This is a genomic window from Mucilaginibacter sp. SMC90 (assembly GCF_022811725.1).
Taxonomy (GTDB): domain Bacteria; phylum Bacteroidota; class Bacteroidia; order Sphingobacteriales; family Sphingobacteriaceae; genus Mucilaginibacter.
On record NZ_CP094527.1, the window covers coordinates 6,289,277 to 6,311,775 of the forward strand.

Consider the following 22,499-nt stretch of genomic DNA (forward strand, 5'->3'; position numbering starts at 1 on the left):
TCTGTGTAGCATGGAAATTATGAATCCCGGCACCGAAGCAGCGTGCTATCAGGCGATCAGTGTAGCGCGGTAGCAACAAATTTCGATATAGCGAAATAGCGGTATATCAACGCATCAAATCAAATGTGTGACAAACTACCGGCCCATTAGGCGGATGATTTTCCTTATCGCAATTTCGAGGGTATGTTGCATCTCAATGTACTGATCCAGCAAATCGTTAAAGCGCCGCGCAACCTGTGGATCCAGTACCTCTTTGAGCTGCATTATGTTGCCATATCGCGCTAACTGGTTAATGTTATTTCCAGCCCTTGCCAGTTCATTGCCAATCTGATCAAGTTTTGCAATCAGTTCACGGGCATTGATAACCGTCTTTCCCACATCCTTTAAAACCCTCAACCTGACCAGGTCGGCTTTAGCTATGCCCAGTTGCTTTTCAAGTTCCAGTACCTGCGCATATTCTTCCTCGCTGAACCGGACATCAATTTTTTTTGACCGCCTGCCCTCCTTCAGTAAAGGCCGCCCTTTCAACTTTTTCCGGTCATCCATAAGAAAAACGAGTTGCGAAGTTTTGGCAATTCCCCCGGAGGGCAAGATGTTTTTGGATGGATGAAAAATCGCCCGGAACGGGATTTTTTGTCCGACAAAAAGACATCTTGCCGTTAGAAAATCAAAATGTTTTCCGTTAAGGAAACAGTGTCTACAGATCACTTACGGAGGAACGTATGCTTCGGGTTAGCAATAGCATCTGCAGTGTCCGCTTCAGGCAGAGCCGGCACCGGCGTTTGCCGGATGAAAGCCACGAGCATGGCATTGTAGTCATTAAAGCCTTCGTAAACAATAGACCGGTCCCTGGCGTAAGGCAGGGCAGCAATGAATTCAAGCGTAGCTTTATGGCCGCGTATGTCGCGATCGAAATAAAGATCGATGCTTGAGAACTGTTTGGCTTTGGCGATCCCCGCAGCAAGGAGCGATAGTGAATTCAGTATGAGTATACTATGCTCCGCGGTGGGGTTGTCAACCTTCCAGGTTAAGTAATCCATACATCCCTCAAAGACAGCCAATTTCTTAGGATCACGGGCAATAAAGGAAATTGCCTTTAATCCGACGCAGCCTTTAAAATACCGGTTCCGGACCTCCCAGCTTCCGGTTTCATTCTGCCATCCTGCAGCGAAGTATATTTTTCGTGGCTGTATGCCATCGGCATAATAATAAACCTCATGAAGGTGACCAAAGCCGGCTTCGAAGACACCTCTCGATTTCAAATAATTGGTGACAGCAGGATGGCTCCCCAGCCTTTTGATTTCAGCAACAAGAAAATGAGGGACTTTCCGCCTTATCCGGGAGCGCTTCGTCCTCGGCTCAGCGGCGGATGCTATATTTCCGTTTAATACTTCGTTTATCTTGATTACTACTTCTTTAAATGTGAGAAGCGGCCAATACTTAAGCCCGAAGTCGATGATGTTGCCGCCCTTTCCCGTTCCGTGGTCATACCATCCGCCGATAGCATCATCAACTGCAAAGGAAGGATTGGAGTCATCATCCCGCAGCATACTGCTGTACATTTGTTCTTTACCTGACTTTCGGACCGGTTTGTAGCCAAGATTGGCTAACAATTCGACAAGCGATGCCCGCTCCTTTAATTGCCTGGCGTCTAATAATTCTGTCATAGGATCAATGATTAAGGGGGGAGACAATGATAGATGCTGATGGCTTTAGCAATTGTTTCGAGCTCCACCCTGTCCAACCGCCATGCTGCTGAATGATTACCATCCTTTCTGGGGGTAATCAAACCCTGCTCTAGCCAGCGCTCTATGTTTTTCCTCCCGTAAATGTTAAATGCTTCTGATTTTTTGAGGTAAGGCCTGAGCAGGCCTACTTTTACCAATGTGGTGATTGCAGCCAGTTCAGAAACCTGCTGCATGAATTTTTCTAATTGAATCCTGGATATTTCCATGAACCGGCAGCGGGCAACGAACCCGTTCAATTCACTTCTGCCGGTCAATTTTTTCGGGATTACTCACGTCGTATCCTACGATACGGGCCTTCGCCTGCCTATGCGCTTTCAGTTATTGGTATACTTTCAACCTCACCTTCGCAATATTTTCCGGTTTAAATGCGGAATAATGCTTCATCCCCCTACGTCAAAGAGCGTACCGCACGCAGCGGTTTTATCGTTCTGCCACTGGCAGATAGGTCATGCGGTTACTGGAAGCCGCAATAGCTTCGAGCTGCGCACGGTCTAACTTTTTTCCTGAAATTTTAATGAGGCCTTCGCTTATCCAGCGGTCTACATTGCTCCTGCCGTACAGGTGGTAAGCCGATGTTTTGGAGATCATTACCGGCATTAAATGCGTTGCGGCCATGACAGCTTTGGGGCTTTCCCCGGTGGCATTTTTTAATATGATGATGATCTCTCCAAGCTTCATTTCAGTATGCTTCGGTGTTTATCCTGCGGCATGAACAAAGGTTGAAAGGATAGAAAATGATTTTGGGTAGTAAGGAGGTAGGGTACCCCAAATATAATTTAACGGGGGCCCCATAAATTTTAATCGATTGATAAACAGAACAATAACCAGAAAACCATTAACTATTCCTGCTCAGAATGGTATTAACCGCTACATTAGCTCGTTGCCATTAAAAAGAAAAAGGCTTCAAATGAAGCCTTTTTAGGTAAATTAGGTTGTAAGCGGGTGGGTAACCTAAATGCTATCATTTTGGCATCAATTAGCCCTGCTATCCGGCGATTTCCTTTTCGATCCTATTATTAATTTCTGCTTCCATTTGATTAATGAACCGTGTTGGACTTATCCGTTTTCGCTTGGATATATCTAACCAGCGCCTGTGCGGTTTGCCGATGGATACTTGTAAATTATCTTCCAACCAGTAAAAAATATCTGTTATTGTAGCACTTCCGTTGTTTATCTGCCCGGTCAGCCATATACCATAAGCAATTTCAACGAGGTTGACCGTCTCTCCGGTCCATCGCATTTTTCTCTGTTTTTTTTCGGAATGCACGTTAGAATTAAAAAGTTTCTGGTTATCACTATACCCCAGCTTTTCTGAAATGTAGTCGCTCAACATTTCAATTGATATAAACCTCGCAAAAGTATAATCCAACAAGGTTGAAAAGCTTTTATCGGGGGGGCCGAGTTCCGCGAACGGGATCAAGGGCAACGAGGCTCCGCGAATAAATAAATACTGATCGAGGTCATTAGAACCAAACCTGTAATAATCGTAGTAGAACCTGTGTTCATTGAAATATGCGGCACCCTGAAGCAGCTTTTTATGGTAATATTCCCTGATTAGCTCGGGTGGGCCGACAGGCTTCCCGCTTTCCAATTTAAATAAAGCGGTATAAAAAAATTGATATGCCAGTACCCTGGGTTTTATCACTTTGAAAAACTCCACTTCCTCCTCCCCGGACGGATGTGAAATTGCGATGACTGCCCTAAGGTCTTCAACAGTTGAACTGATGACGGCAAGTGCGGCATTAAGCAGTTTTAATGTAATATCGGCTTCAAAGTTTAATGCATTGAGTGATGAGACTAGTTTCTCCTCTATCAGCTTAATCTTTTCCATGCAAGCGATTCGTTAATTTATGCTGCAAATCAAAAAGGTTTTAGCTATGACGTAAAGTGGCAAGGGTGGCAGGAATGATGCAATGAGTGAAATTGAAACAGTCCTGCAGTAATCACAATGCAATAAACGGGAAGCCACCTGTTTATTGAATTTAATTAAATACCGAGTTGAAAAGCTAATTTGGTATGCCTAACTTTGAATCATGAAATAGGATAAGGAACAGAAATAATATATAGTGGCGATGCTATTAACCTTGTAAAGAGAAACCGGCTAAATTTCAAAAACACACAAGGGGTAAATAGACTGATCGTCCGCGTTATGCGCGGGCAACAGTTTACCTTGTGTGTAGGTCTTTAGCCGGACCTCTCTTACAGATAGCTGCTGACCCGCGCTATTTTGTACCATGGAAAAAGGATCAGAAATTAACGACTTCTTGTGTTCGGCACTGGAACAGTTTCCTTTCAGCGAGCGTTTTATAAGGAAAACCAAGAAGATTGGGTTATCCTCGTTAAAGGAGATTGTGGCTTTAGGCTGGGTAAAATTACAGAAGCTGGAAGGCTTTGACTATGGCTGCCTTAATGAGTTGGTAAGGTTCCTGGAGCAACGCGATCAATTGAACTTATTGACAGGCAAAAAAAAATAGTTGAAGAGGCTTTATGCCAATCTATGCCGGTATGAAAGCGTGTTGTACGCTGTCAGTTCTCCGAAAAAAGGGGGTTCCCCGGAGTGAAATCATCTGGATAGTGCAGATATTGATCCGGGCTGAATGCCGCAGAGATCCTGCCAACCTCGTGGCATATCTGAACTAACCGCTCCATTTGAACTTTTGTCTCTTCCGGCTGTTCGATTTCAAGGCGATCGTTGACCAAAACACTTAATTGGATCAGGACCGCTTTTGCATCACCGAAATTCCTTACGTATTTACCCAGTCTTGCAAAGGGTTCAAGCAGGTCAAGACCGGTCAGAAACTTGCCAAATACTTTAGCCATCTCAGCCGCGGCAAATGAAAGTGATTTAACATGTTGCTGTTCCATGACCTCCCGGTAACTTTCATCGGCATCTTTGAACGCTAAAATCAGGTCCAGTACATCTTGTGGTGTAATATTTTTGTCCATCAGCGAATTCGATGTAATTAGTTTACAAATTAACGATAAGTGTTGAGATGCAGTATGTATTATAGCATGATGCTCATTATTGAATTAATACGAACTTACTTATAATGTAAATCAATGTGTCTAACCATCTTTAATAACCATTCCCGGACATTATGTACGATCCTGTCCGAGAAGGGTTTCGAGCCAAAGCGGTTACGCATGCTCTTTTTAGAAAAATTCTCAGCACGTTGGGTACGAATATGATTGGCGATAAAATCATAAAGGTGCGACTTCAATTTGGTAACCATGAATTCCGTTTCGATCATTACCCTGAACAGGAACATCAGTTCCGCGAGGGTTACCATGACCATAAAATAGAATTTGGAAGCGCCGGGGTCATCATTCGTCCTGTATGCTTTTTGAAACAGCTTATTTTTTTGTGAAATATATTTCAGTTCGGCGGTTATAGCACCCCGAATGAGTTCTTTCAGTGTTTTCGATTCGAGATCAAAGCCTTTCGGGTAACGCGTGTTGATCTGCCGGAAGACCTTAAGCAGGTAAAAAAGTTCATGCTCCACTTCTTCGTCATCGGCATCCTTCGCAGACACGCCTTCCATGAACTTCAGGAAATAGCTATAAATATATATGCTGTTGAAATTGAGTTCTATAAGCAGCTTCATGACCTGAATCTTCGGGTCTTCTGCAGGTGGAGCATTCAAAAAAAGAGTCAATTCCCCTATAAAATTCTTATAGAATAGCCATTGATTCCAGCTTCTGATAAAAAACCGGTCATTAACATTGTCAGCAAGCACAAACCCGGATAAAAGCCCTGTCATTTCTTCATCGCCGACTGCCTTACGAAAACGGATCATCAATTCGGCGGAAGTCGGATAAACATTCCGTTTCTCCCGGATGACAAAGCTTGCAGGAACCGGGACCTCAATATTAAAATAGCTTCCAAAATATTGATGCAGGTGTTCAAGCAATGCTATTAGTTTGGCTTCCAACCATCCGAAAATTTCACTTAGTCCATCAGTGCCCCGGTTCACTTGGGCCAAGTCATCAATAATATTGATCACGGCTAATTGCAACTGCTCGGTAAACAGGCGTTTGTCCCGCTCCTCTCTTTTTAAAATGATCTCATTATCGATATTTAAAATAAGCGAAGTAATCGCATGCCCCGCAAATGTTTTCAGCTCTTCAAGCGTAGCCTCGGAGATCTCAGCGTTTTTCAGATCGGCATAAGTATGGATAAACGCCTTTATTTTTGTCAGTGAGGTTATCATAAAAAATCTTCTTCACATCCCTTGACCCAAAAACCTATCGTGTATTACACCACTTAGTTGTAAATATTATTTGCAAATTAATAAATTTTCCCTACACGGGGAAAAATTACATAAATAATATTTTTTAATTGAAAACTATGACTGTGTAGCCATAAGATGGCATATTTCTGCCACCATTTGCCACTTGACCCGCACTTTATGAATCGCTTATTTGCAAAAAACTATACCCTATGAAAGATATTAAAGGATTTATAAAAAGGCTCGCTGATACAAAAGAGATATCTCCGGCCGTTATAGCCGCCATTACGGAAAAAGCCCGGTTTAACCGGTACGAAGCCCTGGAGACGATCCTATCGCCCGGTCATAACCCGGCAGCGATCTATTACATACAAAGCGGCATCATACGAGGTGCTTTTGAAGGTGAAAAAGACAGGATAACCGCCTGGTTTCAGAAAGAAGGAGAACTGGTGATCCCGCCAAACCTTTTCAACCAGACGGCCGGCGAAGAGTACATTATTTCGGTTACCAAAGTTGAAGTCATCACTGTCCCGCTTATCCACATTTTAAAGGTAGCTGAAAAATATGATGAAGCCGCAACGCTAATGATGATGCTCTCGCTGGAAGTATCTATTGCCGGACGCTACAGGGAATCCTTATTGAGGTTAAGTTCTGCAAGGGCGCGGTACAATCTTATGAAAATAAAAGAACCATACCTTACCTTGCAGATTCCGCATTATCTGATCGCATCCTACCTGAATATTACAAAAGAAACATTCAGCAGGATCCACAAGGGGCTCCCCTATTGATCGCCCCCCCAAGAAGACACTGACATTTGTTATGGTAAATCAGTTTTTTGATACGGTATATCAAAAACAGCGTGAAAAACCATCGGTAACTTGAGTTCATCAAACGAGGCGACCAAATGGATGCTAAAACCCTTAAAGAAGAACCGTTACTGCCAGCCGGGCCGCAGGCAATTGAACCGGTAAGTCAAACAAATAACGAAGTTGGCGAATACCAAAAACACCTTGTGGCCTGTCAATTCGATTTTGTTGTCAATTATCCTTATCTCAGCGTCATGAAAACTGATGCATTTGAAGGCTGGGCGCTGCATGTCACTGTCGTCGTTCCGCAAACGGAAAAAATGCTGGTCGCTCTATTTCCAGTATTGAAAAGGAACGGTATTTCATTCGATATACCATTTGACAAAGCAGCACACTATAGTTTACTCACCGGAAGACAAGGGCAGTCCACACACGCGAAGATTATCAATTTGTACCCTGGTGACGAAATACAAGCCAGGCACCTGGCGGTTCAGCTCATAGAAATAACAACCGACTTTGCCGGCCCGAATATTCCGGGAGCACTAAAACTCGGAAATTGCTTATTTACATCCCATATACCGGTGAATTTAGGGCATGCCAACCCTCATCAACAGCATTTAACGAAGGTGACTATCAAATCCGGTGTATCAACATCCCCCTGGCCGTTCCGAAATCTCAAAGTCATCAAAAAGAAAGACAATCCAAAGATCATCCGGAAATATGTTTTATCGGAAATCATCAAAGATGATGCGAAAGGCAAGGTTTTCAAAGCTATAAAACTTTCATGGACGTTAAACCCGGCAACTTACCTGATAAAGCAAGGGTTACACGCACAGTCCTATGACGATCATCATCGTGATATCAGGAACAGATTGCTATGGCAGTTTCGTGTACATCAGGTGCTTCAGAGTCAGTTAAGCATCCCAAAAGTCTTCGATTATTTCGAACTCGACGGCGACGGCTATCTGGTGATGGAGTACATCGAGGGTAAAAACCTTAACAAAACCGTAGAATTATTATACGGCGGAAAACGGTTCGCAACCGCTGATATCGAAACACGGGAAACCATTATCAAGCTCGCAAGGCAGGTGATCTTTATAGTCGAAAAACTGCACTCCCTTAACTATGTACACCGGGACCTTAACCCGCAAAACTTCCTCATCAATACCTCCGGCGAGTTGTTTCTGACCGATTTTGAGCTCTCTGCTTCACTTAGCATGCAGGAGCCTAACCCTCCGTTTGGTGTCGGCACATCCGGGTATATGCCCCAGGGACAATTCCAGGGAAACCAGCCTTCTGTACGTGATGATTTCTACGCAGTGTCAGGAATCCTGATCAAACTTTTTACCGGCTGTTCACCGCTGAAATTTGAAAATTCCGATCGGTTGACGTTGGAAACCCAGTTATTGTTTTTCATCAATGACAGCGCTTTAGTGAAAGGGATCGCTTCCCTGCGCTTAACCGAGTGCGAATCCGACCTCCGCGGGTCGTTGCCGGTACTTTTCGATGCCGCTAATGATCCTTGCATAATTGAACTAAAAGCGATGCCTGCAGCAGACGCCCTGCAAGTCATTTATAAAGGTTTGAATATCTTCAAGTCGGGACTCTTTAAACCTGAAACAGATATCGAAAGTGCTACTACATACAGCCTAAGTTCGGGACTCTCCGGTATCCTGTTATGTTTGGCCGCGGCCAGGAAAGCTAATTTAATCACCCGCGAGTCAGCAAACTTTGGAGATGACCTTTACAGGAAATTAAGCAATGATTATTTAGGGAAATCCTTTGATAAACCAACGTGCCTATTCAACGGCAATGGCGGGGTGGCATTGACAATCGCGGCACTCCTTGATTGTGGTATGATAACGACTGACCACGTTTCCCCTTCACAATTAGCTTTACTGTTCCTGTCGCATCCTGCCCAGGGAAATGACCTGGCAACGGGAAAGGCCGGGTTCGGAATGGCATTACTAAAATGCCTTCCGTTCATGGAACCAGGGATCGCTTCTAGGCTGCTTGCTGATATCGTAAACTATTTAGAAACCACACAAAATACAGACGGGTCGTGGCCATTATTCCATGGCCATGGGAATGACCTGCCGCCCGGCTTATTTTACGGTATTTCAGGCATCCTGTGTTTCCTAATTGAATATAGAAAAACCTATGAAGTAAAAACCGTCGACCAGTTATTGCGCAAAGGATTGCATTACCTCCTGAGCCACAAGGAATTTATATTGCTGACAAGCGGCGGGAAGCCAGAACCAGGTGCAGCCGAACTATTCGGTGTCGGAAATGGCATTCCCGGAATAGCATTCATGCTGATGAGGGCTTACGCCTACAGTGGCGAAAACAACATCAAGGATACTATTTACCAACTGCTGGAGCCCTTCCCGGATTTCCCTACAACAGATTACCTGGGATTTGAAAACGGCCTTGCCGGCTTAGGTCAAGTTTACCTGGAGGCTTATAGGGTTTTTGGAGATGATTGCTGGCAGTTGCGCGCGGATGCTATCGCTGGGTTCCTTTTTTATACAGGTTCCAATTATGAAAAAAACTCCCGTTACTGGATGACTGTAAACGGCCCAGATATCATACACGGTTTTCTAAGGGGTCAAGCCGGCGTCCTGCATTTCCTTATACGCTATTTGAAACCTGATCATGTCAAATTTCCTATTGTTTAAAAAGTCAATAATGAAAAAAGAACTTCTTTCCGATTTGTTTAATGCGCTGCTAATCGTTTTACTCCTATATGCCGGCTTTAGCAAAATAGCTGATCATAATTCCTTTGTGAGTGCAATGAATAACCAGCCAATCCCTAACCTTTTCAGGACTGGTCTGATCTTCCTTTTGCCTACCATCGAAATAATTACTGCTTTACTGATAATGTTCGAAAAAACCCGATTTGCGGGTATCTGCTGCTTCCTGATGCTTATGATAGCATTCAGCATTTACATTACTATGGCCTTGCTAAAATTGTTTCCATTCACGCCATGTCCGTGTGGTGGAATTTTTGCCCGACTCAAATGGCCTGGTCATTTAGTTTTAAACATTGGATTTATTATAGCCGGTTTTATCGCACTAAGACTCGCTAAAAAACATGTTTTAAAAAGGCCTTAAAAAATAAACGAATCAAAATTATTTCACGCGCGAAATCAGGTTATTTCCGGTCCTGAGGTAAAACCGGAAGGTCAATAACTTAAATTAAACAGCATGAAAAAAATCAGAATGGCCATGATGGCCCTGGCGGCGGTTTCCGGCATTGGAAGCGCCTACGCTTTCAACACACCGAAAAAACATTTCGGTACGCCTTATTACGGGCGAATTTACTCTACAGGTCATTTCCGTTGGTTCACATCTGCTCCCGCAGGCTGTAATACAACAGCACTCCCTAATGCTGCTTGTACCATTACATCAACCTACGATGTTACCGGAGCTGCATACCAGGACAAATTGCCCGCCGGCGCAAATGTTCAAAACGACAGCGACGGCCAGCTGCGTAATTAACAAAGCCGAAAGCTTCCCTTACCGGGAAGCTTTCATTCATTTTGTCAACATTTTATTGATTGTCGAAATAAGGGCAGCGCCATTGTCCTCATGAGGATCAACAAAACTATTATTTATTTTACCATCCCTATCGATTAGCAGTAACGTTGGGCAGCCATTGATGTTATAGTGTTTTGCAATTGGGTGATTTAAAGCTTTGCCTTCCGTGAAAAGGTTAACGCTGTAATCAGTAATAAATTCCTTTTTCCTAACAGCACTTATCCATCGACCCCTCGTTTTGTCAACGGACACTGAAATAAATACTATTTGTTTTCCGACGAAGTTTTTTTCAAGTTGATTTAATATTAATCCAAGGGACTTACAAGGCCCGCAGGTTGAAAACCAGAAGTCAACTAAAATTACTTTATTCCTGAAATCGGACAGCCGGACCAAATTTTGAGAAGTATCAGGCAAAGCGAAGTCTGCAGCAGCCGCTCCGTTAACTGAAGACGCTTTGAGTTCGTAAAGTAATCGCCGATATAATGGATCACTGACAGTTGTGACGGCATCATCCAAAGTGTAGGATTCAAGGCCGTTATTTCTGCTCGTGTAAAGCAATAACGTTAAAACCCGTTCACGAAAAGCAGGTGTTTTCTCGTAGCGCTTCTTTAAACACCGGTATGCAGCAGCAGGATTATAAATCTTCCCGGTCAAAAAACAGGAATCAAGTTTGTACTCTTCAATTATGCCATACGCGTAATAGTCTGAGTATTGCATGCCTCTTGAACCTAATCGCAGGACATTGCGGCTACTATGCCTGTAATTCTGCAAGCTTGGGCGATAGGCTGCTATACCTTTGTAAAAGTCGAATAACTCCATGAAACGTGCATGACAGGCCGATCCCAATATATCAGCCGTTAATATACCGGTGACAACGGGGCCAAGCCGATAACGTTCCCTTGTTATTTTCGCACAAGCTTTTTCGATATAATTATTGAATGACCCGATCAGTTCTTTAACGTCATTTTCGCTGAGGTTTTTTGCCGGCGCATATTTTGTGATAAAAGTATCCGTTTCATCTTTTATCCTCCATTTTTCCGATCCTTTTCCCGAATAGGTGATCTTCCCGTCGCTTTCACTTATGACTATCCGGTCGCCAGCTTCAAGAAGATAGGAGCTGATTCTAAATTTCGGTGCTAAGGGTGCAAACAGGTCGATATATTGGGGATGATCATCAATTGGTATTTCGAAAGAAAAACGCCCTTGTTCAACTACACTTTTAAAACTTGATTTTGATAAACTACAGCCCTGAAATTCACCAAACCTATACAGGTTCATCGTGATCGAGTCGCCGTCTTTCAGTTCATCGAGCCGCCCGCTGATTATTGCCATTACGGGTGGTATCTTCGCATAGGATGCCTTACTATTTAATCCAAGGCAACTTAAAAATACGGCAATGGCCAGCAATCTAAATAATAGGACAGCGAGCGCCCTCATCCCAATTGTCATATCATCTAGGATTTTGAGGTAAATTATTTACTTGGATTTCGTTGTCGGGGATCGGCCAGGCATACCTAGGACTGTTTGGCTCCAACGTGTATTTGTTTCCGTTAACGTTCCGAAAAAGCGTAACCGCATAATTAGGATCCTTATTAAGCCGCCTGAGATCAGTCCATCGTAATCCACGATAAAGTAATTCCTTCCTTCGTTCTTTTAGTATTTCCGATAATGCTTCATTGGAATCTGCTGCTTTTACCGGAACAAATGACCCTTTAATCCATCTTTTTGAAAGTAAACTATTTAAGTCGGCAAGTGCACCTTCCGTATCGCCCGCCCTGGCAAGACATTCTGCCCTGATCAGATAGATTTCATCATTAGCAATTCCGCTGTACTGGTTACCCTTAAAATCGTAGGTTCCTTTAAAATATGGTAATCCGCTTTTCAGGTTAAAAAATAAACTTTTCCGCAGATCGTCTGGGTCATAGGATGCATACAAGGTAGAATCGGTTATTGAACGTAAATTGGGTGATATAATACCATAGCCGGCGAAAGTGGCATGGAATATATCTTCGGCTAAAAAGGTACTGCTAAGCCCCGATTTTAATGGCGCCAAATCGTTGAAATCAGTTAGTCCGCCGTAGCTTTTCAAACATTCGTCGGCATACTTGAGCGCGTTCTCATAATCATTGATAGCTAAATAAATACGCGCAAGGTACCCTTCAACAGCAAGCTGTGAAGCAGACGTAATTACGGCAGCCTGTTCCGGCAAAAGAGGCAAAGCAGTTTTAAGATCTCCGAGTATTTGATTGTAACATTGCTGAATGGTAGACCGGGTCGAGCGCACCTTGAGATCGGAATTTAAGCGAAGCGGAATTCCGAGGTCGGTCCCGGCAGTTTTTTTGTCGTAGGGCGTCGCAAATATTTGTAAGAGATTATAGAATGCTACCGCCCTATAAAACAAGGCATTACCCTTGACTACATTATATTTCTCCTGATCAGATGCACCTATCGTTAATTTTGGAAGGGCATTAATTACGGTATTTGCATAATAAACCTGTTTATAAGGATTAGACCAATCCGAAATGTTCGCGCCTGCATCGTAAACAACTTTGTCCCATATATAACCCTTAATTTCCTGGGTGGTAGCAAGCGAGCTCCATACAGGCGTTGTAACGTAAAAATCGTCAGTGGCTATTTCTCCTAATCCGGGGTCTTTGATGTTAAAAACCCCCTGGTTCTGCAACAATGATTGGTAATCATCCAATGTTAGCGGAACTGCGAGCGCCGCATTGGTTTTTGCGGACAGGAAAGTGTCCTGCTTTTTGCAACTATTCAAAATAAACATCAGCGATAAAACAAATAGTTTAAGAAAGCAATTGCTATAATGGTGATTGTTCCGATCCTGCCGACAATGACAAAAATTATTTCTTGTTTTCATAATGTTTTAATAATGATTAAAGTCCTATTTTAAATCCCAAGGCGAATGTTTTGGGGATTGGGTAGGTTGATCCCGAATACATATCAGGGTCGAGGTTTTCTTTATTAGCCCGCCAAAGAATGGCTATGTTATTGACATACCCGTAAAACTGCACCTCGCGGAACGGCATGCTTTTCCATGCATGCCGTGTTAAGCTATAGTTAAGTGAAATATCCTGCAGACGAATGTGATCAGCCTTATCAACCAATGCAGATGCGTAACTATAAAATGTTTCCCGGTCGTCATTTACAGGTGGAAGCTGCATAGATGGTACATTGGTTGCTAATTCGTCCCCAGGCTTTATCCATCTTTTTGTAAAATCCTCATGGCCAAACCAGACTGAATAGAGCCCGCCGTAAGAGATTGACGGTCGCCTGAAGTAGTATCCAAATTTGTAGAGTATGTTAACGGAGAGCGAAAGTTCTTTAAATGAAACGGTATTTTTAAAAGAGCCAAACGTCGTAGGCCTTGATGGGCCATTATAAAAAAGATCGTTCAATTTAGTTCCCGCGATAATCGATGTATAATCAGTGCTGATTCTACCATTTAAATAGCCCTGCGGGTCGCCGGTCTCATGTGACAAGCCGGCCCATTTATAACTATATATACCGAAAAGTGGTTTACCGGTAATAGGAAGAACAACTGAGCCATCGGCCAACGAGCCTATCGCAGTTTGCTTGAGATCGTATTTGGTCAATTCGTCGGTTGCGCGGCTGATTAGCAACGTCGACCGCCACCTAAAATCTCCTTTCGAAAGATTATTCGAATTCAATACCAGGTCAAAACCATGGCCTTGGGTATTAGCGGTATTCCCCCTGAACAAAGTAAAGCCAGTTGACGGCGCGAGCGGCGAATCACCAAAAAGGTCGATACCTTTTTTTACAAAATAATCGAAACTGCCGGTAATAACCTGGCCTTTAAAACCAAAATCCAGGCCTATGTTGATCATCCTGATCTTTTCCCATCGCAAATCGGCATTGGCCGGGTTAGCTATGCTCGAATTGGAAAGACCTGGTGTATAATAATCACTTGTATTTCTTTTGATGGTCGTAACCGCAACGACATTCTTGTCTATGTTGCCATTGTAGCCGTAAGTAGTCCTCAGTTTAAGCACAGGAAGAAGATCAATCTTGCAAAATTTCTCCTTGGCTGCATCCCATGCCGCGCCGATTGAATAAAGGGGCACAGATTTTTGATTGGCATTTACACCGAACAAATTGGATCTGTCAATCCTGCCGCTTGCGGAGATCGTGTATAATCGATTGAACGTGTAAGCTGCATTACCGAAATAGGATATGTATCGATCTGTGTACCTGCTGAATCCCAGCGTTCCTGGTACCTGCGAATAAAATCCTGAAGGATATGTCGCATAATAGGTATTAAAATCTACATATTGGTAGGTTCCCAGCTCTTTCTCATATCCATAGACCGTGTTAGCATTGCTTGTTGTAACCACTTCACTCACTTCAGCACCCGCAAGCGCTGTCACCTCGTGCCGGTCATCGTGGCTAACATGATAATTCAGCTGGGCCCGAAAATGGTGAGTTGCCAGATTATTCTGAGATTGCTGCAAAATCCCTGAAACAGGCACGACATTCGTGATTGTTGCGCCATCAAGCGTGGTAAATTCATTTATTAAGTTCCTGGTATAATAAGTGTCCTTATCAAAATAATTCTTCCCGGATGTGCCGGCGGTTTCATATTGATATCGAACCTCTGCATTGAAGTTCTTCCGGAACGTATATTTCAGCGATGTATTGATCCGCGTTTCCCGCAAAACAGATGTATTATCTGCATTTCGTATCTCATCCAGTGGTTTATAACGCCAGTTCAGGTAACCCTGCTGCGCGGATGCATCTGTTATCCAGCCATAGTTGTAATCTTTAACGATAGGCACAGAATTACCAGATTCGTCCGCCAATCTTGCATAAGGGTAGATTTGTCCGTATTGCCCGCCAGATGTAAGATTGCCGATAGCATTGTTAGTATTACGTGCTTCAATATAATTCAGTCCAATAAATAGTTCGAGCCCGGGCAGCAGTTTATAAACATTTTGACCGTTTAAGGTAAGCCTTGAATTTTTGTTGCCTGTCAGGTTCCCAATCTGATTATCGTACCCGGCTGAAAAATAGTAGGTGCTGCGGTCGTTACCACCGCGCAGGCTCAGGCTGTATTGCTGATCGATACTTTTATGATACAGGTAACGTTCAATATCATTTCGAACATCTGTGTTATTAAATATTTCAATCTGCTTGTCAACCATCGCCTGATCAACTTTTCCATCACGTTGATCTGCCAGTAATTGAACAACGGGTGAAACCACCGGATGGCCAGGATCGCTTAATTGGCTATCATAATATCCGAGGTTAAACAATTGCTTTTCAACGCCAATAAAATCCTTGCTATCCAGAAATGAGCGGTCATAAAAAGCATTTGGCTTGTCCCCCATGGTGATATTTGCGTTGAAGTCCACAAGTACGGGTGTGTTCAATTTGCCTTTCCTTGTCGTGATGACTATTACGCCGTTTCCGGAACGTACGCCCCAAATCGATGCTGCTGCGGCATCCTTCAATACGGTGATACTTGAAACATCGTTGGGATTAATGTTTTTGATATCGCCGTCATACGGAAAATTATCGACAATGATCAAAGGCTGATCGTTGGCAAATAATGTACTGTGCCCCCGAATACTCAAATCAAGGTTGCCTGTGGCCGACGATATGGTATTCCGGTTAAAAAGTAATCCAGGAACAATCCCTTCCAGCCGGTTGACGATATTAGAACCAACCCGCCGGCTTAATAAGGCACTGTCCACGTTGGCAAATGAACCAGTGGCTCGTTCTTTAGATAATAGTTGATATCCGGTTGATACCAATACTTCAGTTATCTGCAGGGTAGCGGGCTTCAGTTGAACAAGCAATTCAGAATCCACCTGCCTGTAAATAACCTTCGCATTATTGTAGCCTACGTAAGAGACTATCAGGAACCCACCCCTTCTTGGAGCTGAAATGGAAAATTTGCCTGTGCCGTCAGTTAAAACACGGGTTTCATTATATGGGTTTGTGATAGTCGCACCAGCAAGTGGCATATGAGAAAGTGAATCAACGACAATTCCATGAACAATTGCATTACCTTGCTGAGAAATTACACGATCAGACAGCAGAACACTGTACAGCAAAACGATGCTAAACAGAGCGGGGAGTATAAGGCGCTTAAATTTTAGACAAAGTAAGCCCATTAAGCAAAAAATAGCTTTCATTTTTATAGTGTTAGGAGTTAGGAAAAAAAGTTAAAACATGGATATCCCCAACCTAAACCGGGTTCTTAGGCTTCCGTGCAAAAAGAATGTCAAATTGGGTAAAATAAACAAGGGTAACAATGGCGATTAAAAGCCTGATAACTTGGGGAAATCCGATGATCCTATAGAGCATCGAAAGGGAAATGAATACCGGCAAACCGGTATTCATCCAAATAATTCCTGGTTGCTCTTTAGCCGTGAGAGCCAAAACCCGAGAAGAAAAGTTATTAGGAAAATGATAATTTATTACTTTAAATGCGATACTGAAAAACGTGTCAGCGAAACATTTAAAGTGGAGCGATAGGAATTTTGATAGTTTGCAAATCTGAAGCAACATAACCCGAATATTTAAAGGATCGAGTCATTTGTTGAAAAGCACTATAGCCGGGCCCTACAACCGTACTGCTAGGCTTCTGACGGCCCTTCGAAACGGAATTACAATAGGGCCCATAATGGCTATAGTGTGTACAAAAATACACAAATATCATTATGGGCATTAAACCTATTGTCTCCTTCGATTGCATTTGTCAGAATTTAGCAGTAGAGACTCTTGAATAACACCAATATAGAGATAAAAAGAATAAGTAATTTTTAGCTATGGCCTATATGTAAACACACACAAACTACCTTCATTCGATTAATTACTCTATTTCAAATATATCAATAATAAATTTCCATGCAAAATAAAATTCCTATTTTATTAGGATGAAATTTATTTCTGCAATTGTGATTTTAACACAATGGCAAATGTTAATGAGCATAAGCGCGAGGAAAATCCCAATAACAACGAAAAACTTTTTTATTCCCTATTAGGAAACTACCTTAAAACACTTCGGATAAAAGCTGGCTTTCCAACACCAGAGGCCTTCGCGAATATCACGGGCATGACTCGTTCTCAATATAGCGCTTATGAAAACGGGAAAAATCTCACATTAATAACGTTCCGAAACATCCTGCTCGAATTTAATATTAAAGTTGAGGAATGGTTGAATTTAGATATTGTAAATCCCCCTCTTGATCAAAGCAAGCTTATTAGGAGCAGCCGACAAGCAAGAGTAGATCAAGTTATAGAACAAGTAAAAATAATTGCAGGAACTAATTACGATGTTAATATAGGCTCAAAAGTAATCCAACGTTATATTGATATTCTGATTTACTGCCACACGGCCAAAAGTCGGCATGAAATCCTTACTAAGTTATTGGAAATGGATGATTCTGTTAATACGTTAAAACGAGTGGCAGGAAAATTAATTGATTATGGCTGGTTGCAACTTACTGACCCAACTAACCGGAATAATCCTAATCAAAAATACATCACTTCTGAAGTTGGAAAATCGGTGCTTAGTTTAAAAAAAACATAAATTAAATCAGTTCTGCTTTTTCAAATTCCGCTCAAAGATTGCTTTATTATAAGTGTACCCAATGATGTCAACTATGGCTTTTTTAATTCTATTTAGTCCTTCAGGTTGATTGATGTCGATCTCACAAAATAGACTATCGGTCGACTTCGCGTGTAAAACCATATGATAAATACCCGCAACTAACAAACCTGTTATTGCCCTAATATCTACCGAAGTGTCTTTGAACTCAGGGTCGGCTAATTTGAAAAAAAGCGTCCCGAGCCTTTCTCTTTCCTCGCAAACTTCGAACATTACTTTACTACGTTCGCTTATTTGCCATAATATAATTTTTTGTAATTCGTCATCTTTGTAGAATTGATCTAACTGATTTGTCAGCAAGTCAATTAAAATCGAAAATGACTTATTTTGCTTTGACTTTTGCAGGGTATCAAAACCGATCGCTGCTCCGGCATAATAATCCTTTTGACGGATATAAATCTCAATTAAATCCTCTACTGACTCAAAATAAATATAGATAAGTCGCTTGCTCAATCCCGCGGCTTTGCCAATATTCGTCCCGGTAAGACCTTTATACCCTTTCTCTCTAATTACGATACCGACAGCATCTATGAGTTTACACATAGATTGTTCTTTACCCAAATATCGTTTCGCCATGATAGTTTCGAATTTGTTTGGGAATATGCAATTTTTGAAGCTAAAAACAAATGAAAAAGTGTTTGGTAATTTTCAGAGTCGGTCACAGGAAAAAAGAATACAATTTCACCGTTCTTCAACCGTGATATTTTGAACTATCATTTACTGTATAACAGAAGTAGCAACCATGGATAGTTTATCTAAATTCTTTTTTATCCAATTATGCAGAGCAAAGTTTAATTGTTGCAATCAGCTTGCGCATCAAATCGATCTTTTTCATAAAGGCGATCTATTTGGTATGGCAACTAATTGTAAATTAATGCAAGCAGACTTCGAAACGGTTAAACGCACCGGAATATCGAACCGTAAAGTAGCAAAATAGAGTTGATCCTTAAAGGCATTTTATATACTGAACGCAGTGAAGTATTATTGGGTCCGGGTATCCCGGCAAGCCGTTTTGGTCTGGCCAAAACATGGCTTGCTCAAAGCAAAGTTGACAACAGGTTCTTAAAGATTACCGAGAAAATCGCATTCACATAGGATCAATTTACATAGATACCCATTTCACCTGTAGAAACTATATCAAATCGATATGTTTTAGTTAACTCTGCCAAGTCTTTTAAAAACTTTCTTTTCATGTCAAATATGGGAGGTAGGTTTACAATTAGATTATAATAAATTCCTTTTATTGGAAAGATTTCGATTTCGTAACCTATTATACGTAATTCGCCTTCCAATCGCGTTATTTGGCCTTCCGCAAGCTCTTTAATGACAATGCTTTCTTGATTTATTCCGTCATCACTTAAGCTCGGCAAGTCTTTTACCTCCGCTATAACTTCGGGTTGTATCTCGATGTCAACAATATTTTTTATGTGCTCTAGAAAACTAAACGGCTGATAGGCGTAAAATAATTGCTTGCTTTCGTGCAAAAACTCTTTTTGCAATTCAGGAAGAGGTGAGATTATTTGTTTAGACTTGTTAATAAACCACCAGTCTTCTTTGCGGTCGTCGGTTACAAATAGACATGGTTTTTCATCTTTTTTTGCTTTCTCGATTAAATCTTTCCAGATTATTAAATCGCCATATTTTCGAATCTCTTCTGGTTTTGATTTTTCATCCGCGAAACCAGGAGGGATTTTATTTTTATACCTTTCTTTACCTTCCTTTATAATTTTTTCTAAAACATCTTTACTGGGCTCATTACCTACAGCATCTTTGAAAATTATATTTAGTTCAACTAAGATTTCATCATCAGTTAAATATGTCTCATATTTACTGGCTGATTGTTCCAGTTCTGTAATTATCTTATCAAATAGTTCAAGATTACCGATTGATAAAAATGGGTTTCTATTTTTATCCTCGAACTTGTTTTTGATGTTCTGTAACTCTTTAACAGAATCCTTATATATGCCTTTTTGAGAAATGATTTCGTCAACTCTATTGTTATGAAATTCCTTACCGACTTGATAGGGCATATACAAACGGCCGTTTAGTTGCTTTAATACCTCCAAGAATTTAGTGACCGTTGAGTTTGAATATCTATAGAAGTTTATTAAAACATTTGTGTCCAATACAATAAACGCGTTGTCAAAAAAATGACCGTTATCATTTTTAGACAGAGGATAATATTCTTTATAAGTTTTTTTCATTATACTTTCTCCAAAAATTCAAAATGCCTTGTTTGAAAGTATCTCGCGATTCGATTTTATTAGTTGATGCTATGATACTTGAAATTTCTTGTTTAACGATGTCTTTATTTACAAACAATAATTCTGGCTCAACATTCGCGATAAGCAACCAAAGAATATAGAAATTTTTAGATGTTCGTTTAGTATCTGAATTAAGCAGTTTGTCTAATTCATCGCTCAATAAATTGGACTCGTTGCGGTTCACATTTATTAAGGCCAATATCACATCTAAAAATTTATGCTTGAATTCCCGTATCTCTTTTAATACCTTATCTCTGAATTCATTTTTTTCAAGGATACTTGTAATTTCATTTTTCGCTTTTATACGGACGTTTATTTTTTCGGCTGAAAGGTATGTATCTAGAAAAGAATTTATTTTGTCAAAGTCCCTTTGAACCCCTTGAACTTTAAAAAATAAATAAATCAAACTTGTTACCAAATCCTCATTGTCCATTCTGGTATTGTTTTTTCGCAAATAAAACCAGTCTTTATTGTCTTCATATATCGACTTAATACCGTCAATTATGTTTTTATTCATAAATGAATTCCACATTTCAAAAGTATTTTCCTTTATCGGGAAAGGCTTAGAATTTAATCTTAAATAGAGATCAACCTGCTCAAAATCTGGATTGTTTTTTTCATTTATTTCAATCACCCATAAGTCAAAGTCAAGGATTTTATTTTGTATATCACTTGCCAGATTTTTATAGGTCTTTTTATCTAAATCAGATAATATGCCATTTTTTAGTGCAAGTGGGAAGTTGTTTTTATTCGATTCGGTCAACTTGCCATGTTCATTAACATACTTTTTACCAATGAATCCGATAATAGATAGCAATCTTTGCTGTCCGTCAATGACTTCCGAAACTCCATCCTTTCTTTTATAAATAAAGATCGGCGGCAGTTTAATTCCCAATATTATACTCTCAATTATTGCAGACGACTTAATTTTATTGATGACCTCGTCCCTTTGATAGGGTGGTCTGATTAAAAATCTCGCATTTTCCATTTGCAAGCATATATCATCTATTGTAATAGAGGATGCATCGGGTTTATTTAGTCGAAGACTTTCAAATTTTTCAAGTGTGGATTTATCGGTCTTGTCCTTTTTGTCTATTGATGAGTTTTTTGATTTAAACGCATCATTGTTTTTTAGATTCTTTGTGAAATCAATGTTGAACTTGTCAGTAAAGAAATCAGCGATTGTAATATAACGTTTCATAATCTGAGGCGAAAATGAGTTTCTATCTATCGCAAAGTGTTGCATATTGCTTTCTAAATAAGAGACTAGTGCCTGACCATTTTGCTCCAAAATACTATTTGATATAGCTTCAAGTGAAACACCCTCTTCCTCAACAATTGTGATAGCCCAATACAGGCACTCGAAAACCAACCTATTTACCGAGGTCTTTTTGAGCAACCTGGAGATTGTAAAAAGAAGATTGATTTTTTGGATAAAATTAAAATATACTTGTTCGCAATCTAGGTTTTCCTGATCAAAATAAAATTCATAAAATTTATTTAAGACGATATCTTTTTTAGTAGAATAATAGCTTATAGGAATTTTGTCAATGACTAATATCTTTCTAATCTCCTTCAGCAAAATTTCTAAATTTATAGTATCATAGTGAAACAATGTTTTAATCACATCATATACCTTTTTATCTTTCTGAAACTTTGATTTAAAGTAAGACGTGAGGTTATTGTCCAAATATTTTGCCTTGTCAATTTCGGTAGACTTTAATGGAGTTATACCTGAATTATATCTTTTAAAAATTTCACGTTTGACAATTTCTTCAATTTCCTTATTGTGATTATCTGTTATAAAGCCAAATTCAATTAGCCGCAATTTCGTTTCCCAAAAGACGTTTCTGATTTCAATGTCCAAATCTTCAAATTTTTTATTATTTAAATCGTTGAAAATCAGTAGTCCCTTTTGCGTCAATTTCTGCTTACTGTTCTCTCTTACGAAGTTGAATATCGTTTCGTAACGCTGTCGTCCATCAATGACTTCAATATTTTCTCCAGATTTAAAAAAAATCAATGGTGGAATTTCTGTCCCAAGTATTATACTTTCTATGAAATAGGTAGCTTTTTCATTATCCCAAACATAGTTCCTCTGATAAGGTGGTTTATAGTTGGTTTTTTGAAGTCTTCTAGGATTATTAAACATGGTTTGAATGGCCATAACTTTTGGCTCAATCTTAATATGTTTTTGGAATATTTCTTGAATCGTAATATCGTCTTTAGAGTCCATCGTGTAAGGTTATGAGTAAATG

At 40.6% G+C, this 22,499-nt stretch carries 19 protein-coding genes; 6 read left to right on the plus strand and 13 right to left on the minus strand.

Going from position 1 to position 22,499, the window contains the following annotated elements; translation table 11 throughout:
- Window positions 1-135 precede the first annotated feature (135 nt).
- The 5 genes from mobC to MTO98_RS25870 all read right to left on the minus strand — a co-directional run bounded on the left by mobC (window position 136) and on the right by MTO98_RS25870 (window position 3,579).
- Window positions 136-546, minus strand: coding sequence for a plasmid mobilization relaxosome protein MobC (gene mobC, locus MTO98_RS25850; RefSeq protein ID WP_243481870.1), 411 nt, complete (start codon window positions 544-546; stop codon window positions 136-138).
- 158 nt (window positions 547-704) lie between these two features.
- Window positions 705-1,667, minus strand: a complete 963-nt coding sequence (locus MTO98_RS25855; protein WP_243481871.1) for a toprim domain-containing protein — start codon at window positions 1,665-1,667, stop codon at window positions 705-707.
- An 11-nt stretch (window positions 1,668-1,678) separates the two neighbouring features.
- Window positions 1,679-2,002: a hypothetical protein gene (locus tag MTO98_RS25860; protein WP_243481872.1), complete on the minus strand. Its 324-nt coding sequence runs from the start codon at window positions 2,000-2,002 to the stop codon at window positions 1,679-1,681.
- 166 nt (window positions 2,003-2,168) lie between these two features.
- Window positions 2,169-2,426 carry a hypothetical protein gene (locus MTO98_RS25865; RefSeq protein ID WP_243481873.1) on the minus strand — a complete coding sequence of 86 codons (258 nt, stop codon included), beginning with the start codon at window positions 2,424-2,426 and terminating at the stop codon, window positions 2,169-2,171.
- 307 nt (window positions 2,427-2,733) lie between these two features.
- Window positions 2,734-3,579, minus strand: a complete 846-nt coding sequence (locus tag MTO98_RS25870; RefSeq protein ID WP_243481874.1) for an RteC domain-containing protein — start codon at window positions 3,577-3,579, stop codon at window positions 2,734-2,736.
- A 403-nt stretch (window positions 3,580-3,982) separates the two neighbouring features.
- Here MTO98_RS25870 and MTO98_RS25875 point away from each other — a divergent pair, with 403 nt between their 5' ends.
- Complete coding sequence (locus tag MTO98_RS25875) at window positions 3,983-4,222, plus strand: hypothetical protein (RefSeq protein ID WP_243481875.1); 240 nt, start codon at window positions 3,983-3,985, stop codon at window positions 4,220-4,222.
- Between the two features lie 52 nt (window positions 4,223-4,274).
- On the opposite strand, the gene MTO98_RS25880 is transcribed toward MTO98_RS25875, so the two are convergent.
- The gene (locus tag MTO98_RS25880; protein WP_243481876.1) at window positions 4,275-4,694 is read right to left on the minus strand and encodes a hypothetical protein; all 420 of its coding nucleotides are present in this window, start codon (window positions 4,692-4,694) and stop codon (window positions 4,275-4,277) included.
- 95 nt (window positions 4,695-4,789) lie between these two features.
- Entirely contained in the window at window positions 4,790-5,959 is a 1,170-nt protein-coding gene (locus MTO98_RS25885; RefSeq protein WP_243481877.1) for a hypothetical protein, read from the minus strand.
- 230 nt (window positions 5,960-6,189) lie between these two features.
- Here MTO98_RS25885 and MTO98_RS25890 point away from each other — a divergent pair, with 230 nt between their 5' ends.
- The 4 genes from MTO98_RS25890 to MTO98_RS25905 all read left to right on the plus strand — a co-directional run bounded on the left by MTO98_RS25890 (window position 6,190) and on the right by MTO98_RS25905 (window position 10,284).
- The gene (locus MTO98_RS25890; protein ID WP_243481878.1) at window positions 6,190-6,765 is read left to right on the plus strand and encodes a Crp/Fnr family transcriptional regulator; all 576 of its coding nucleotides are present in this window, start codon (window positions 6,190-6,192) and stop codon (window positions 6,763-6,765) included.
- Between the two features lie 116 nt (window positions 6,766-6,881).
- Window positions 6,882-9,461 carry a lanthionine synthetase LanC family protein gene (locus MTO98_RS25895; RefSeq protein WP_243481879.1) on the plus strand — a complete coding sequence of 860 codons (2,580 nt, stop codon included), beginning with the start codon at window positions 6,882-6,884 and terminating at the stop codon, window positions 9,459-9,461.
- Window positions 9,462-9,471: 10 nt separating this feature from the next.
- Window positions 9,472-9,897, plus strand: a complete 426-nt coding sequence (locus MTO98_RS25900) for a MauE/DoxX family redox-associated membrane protein (RefSeq protein WP_243481880.1) — start codon at window positions 9,472-9,474, stop codon at window positions 9,895-9,897.
- Between the two features lie 93 nt (window positions 9,898-9,990).
- Window positions 9,991-10,284 (plus strand): hypothetical protein, encoded by a 294-nt coding sequence (locus MTO98_RS25905; protein WP_243481881.1) that lies wholly within the window; start codon window positions 9,991-9,993, stop codon window positions 10,282-10,284.
- A gap of 36 nt (window positions 10,285-10,320) precedes the next feature.
- On the opposite strand, the gene MTO98_RS25910 is transcribed toward MTO98_RS25905, so the two are convergent.
- The 3 genes from MTO98_RS25910 to MTO98_RS25920 all read right to left on the minus strand — a co-directional run bounded on the left by MTO98_RS25910 (window position 10,321) and on the right by MTO98_RS25920 (window position 16,499).
- A complete protein-coding gene (locus tag MTO98_RS25910) occupies window positions 10,321-11,655 on the minus strand; it encodes a TlpA disulfide reductase family protein (protein ID WP_243481882.1) in 1,335 nt (444 codons plus the stop codon).
- A gap of 118 nt (window positions 11,656-11,773) precedes the next feature.
- On the minus strand, window positions 11,774-13,201 hold the full coding sequence (locus MTO98_RS25915) for a RagB/SusD family nutrient uptake outer membrane protein (RefSeq protein ID WP_243481883.1): 1,428 nt from the start codon (window positions 13,199-13,201) through the stop codon (window positions 11,774-11,776).
- Between the two features lie 16 nt (window positions 13,202-13,217).
- Window positions 13,218-16,499, minus strand: a complete 3,282-nt coding sequence (locus MTO98_RS25920; RefSeq protein WP_243481884.1) for a SusC/RagA family TonB-linked outer membrane protein — start codon at window positions 16,497-16,499, stop codon at window positions 13,218-13,220.
- Between the two features lie 779 nt (window positions 16,500-17,278).
- Here MTO98_RS25920 and MTO98_RS25925 point away from each other — a divergent pair.
- Window positions 17,279-17,899 (plus strand): helix-turn-helix transcriptional regulator, encoded by a 621-nt coding sequence (locus MTO98_RS25925; RefSeq protein ID WP_243481885.1) that lies wholly within the window; start codon window positions 17,279-17,281, stop codon window positions 17,897-17,899.
- Window positions 17,900-17,905: 6 nt separating this feature from the next.
- On the opposite strand, the gene MTO98_RS25930 is transcribed toward MTO98_RS25925, so the two are convergent.
- The 3 genes from MTO98_RS25930 to MTO98_RS25940 all read right to left on the minus strand — a co-directional run bounded on the left by MTO98_RS25930 (window position 17,906) and on the right by MTO98_RS25940 (window position 22,477).
- Window positions 17,906-18,553, minus strand: coding sequence for a TetR/AcrR family transcriptional regulator (locus tag MTO98_RS25930; RefSeq protein ID WP_243481886.1), 648 nt, complete (start codon window positions 18,551-18,553; stop codon window positions 17,906-17,908).
- A gap of 521 nt (window positions 18,554-19,074) precedes the next feature.
- Window positions 19,075-20,181, minus strand: coding sequence for a PIN domain-containing protein (locus MTO98_RS25935; protein ID WP_243481887.1), 1,107 nt, complete (start codon window positions 20,179-20,181; stop codon window positions 19,075-19,077).
- Window positions 20,165-22,477 (minus strand): DUF262 domain-containing protein, encoded by a 2,313-nt coding sequence (locus tag MTO98_RS25940; protein ID WP_243481888.1) that lies wholly within the window; start codon window positions 22,475-22,477, stop codon window positions 20,165-20,167. Before MTO98_RS25940 ends, MTO98_RS25935 begins: the two co-directional genes overlap by 17 nt.
- Window positions 22,478-22,499 lie beyond the last annotated feature (22 nt).

Excerpts from the sequence above, each read along its gene's own strand:
- mobC (WP_243481870.1), bottom strand. The coding sequence starts at position 546 with ATGGATGACCGGAAAAAGTTGAAAGGGCGGCCTTTACTGAAGGAGGGC.
- MTO98_RS25855 (WP_243481871.1), bottom strand. The coding sequence starts at position 1,667 with ATGACAGAATTATTAGACGCCAGGCAATTAAAGGAGCGGGCATCGCTT.
- MTO98_RS25865 (WP_243481873.1), bottom strand. The coding sequence starts at position 2,426 with ATGAAGCTTGGAGAGATCATCATCATATTAAAAAATGCCACCGGGGAA.
- MTO98_RS25870 (WP_243481874.1), bottom strand. The coding sequence starts at position 3,579 with ATGGAAAAGATTAAGCTGATAGAGGAGAAACTAGTCTCATCACTCAAT.
- MTO98_RS25875 (WP_243481875.1), top strand. The coding sequence starts at position 3,983 with ATGGAAAAAGGATCAGAAATTAACGACTTCTTGTGTTCGGCACTGGAA.
- MTO98_RS25880 (WP_243481876.1), bottom strand. The coding sequence starts at position 4,694 with ATGGACAAAAATATTACACCACAAGATGTACTGGACCTGATTTTAGCG.
- MTO98_RS25885 (WP_243481877.1), bottom strand. The coding sequence starts at position 5,959 with ATGATAACCTCACTGACAAAAATAAAGGCGTTTATCCATACTTATGCC.
- MTO98_RS25890 (WP_243481878.1), top strand. The coding sequence starts at position 6,190 with ATGAAAGATATTAAAGGATTTATAAAAAGGCTCGCTGATACAAAAGAG.
- MTO98_RS25895 (WP_243481879.1), top strand. The coding sequence starts at position 6,882 with ATGGATGCTAAAACCCTTAAAGAAGAACCGTTACTGCCAGCCGGGCCG.
- MTO98_RS25900 (WP_243481880.1), top strand. The coding sequence starts at position 9,472 with ATGAAAAAAGAACTTCTTTCCGATTTGTTTAATGCGCTGCTAATCGTT.
- MTO98_RS25905 (WP_243481881.1), top strand. The coding sequence starts at position 9,991 with ATGAAAAAAATCAGAATGGCCATGATGGCCCTGGCGGCGGTTTCCGGC.
- MTO98_RS25910 (WP_243481882.1), bottom strand. The coding sequence starts at position 11,655 with ATGGCAATAATCAGCGGGCGGCTCGATGAACTGAAAGACGGCGACTCG.
- MTO98_RS25915 (WP_243481883.1), bottom strand. The coding sequence starts at position 13,201 with ATGAAAACAAGAAATAATTTTTGTCATTGTCGGCAGGATCGGAACAAT.
- MTO98_RS25920 (WP_243481884.1), bottom strand. The coding sequence starts at position 16,499 with ATGAAAGCTATTTTTTGCTTAATGGGCTTACTTTGTCTAAAATTTAAG.
- MTO98_RS25925 (WP_243481885.1), top strand. The coding sequence starts at position 17,279 with ATGGCAAATGTTAATGAGCATAAGCGCGAGGAAAATCCCAATAACAAC.
- MTO98_RS25930 (WP_243481886.1), bottom strand. The coding sequence starts at position 18,553 with ATGGCGAAACGATATTTGGGTAAAGAACAATCTATGTGTAAACTCATA.
- MTO98_RS25935 (WP_243481887.1), bottom strand. The coding sequence starts at position 20,181 with ATGAAAAAAACTTATAAAGAATATTATCCTCTGTCTAAAAATGATAAC.
- MTO98_RS25940 (WP_243481888.1), bottom strand. The coding sequence starts at position 22,477 with ATGGACTCTAAAGACGATATTACGATTCAAGAAATATTCCAAAAACAT.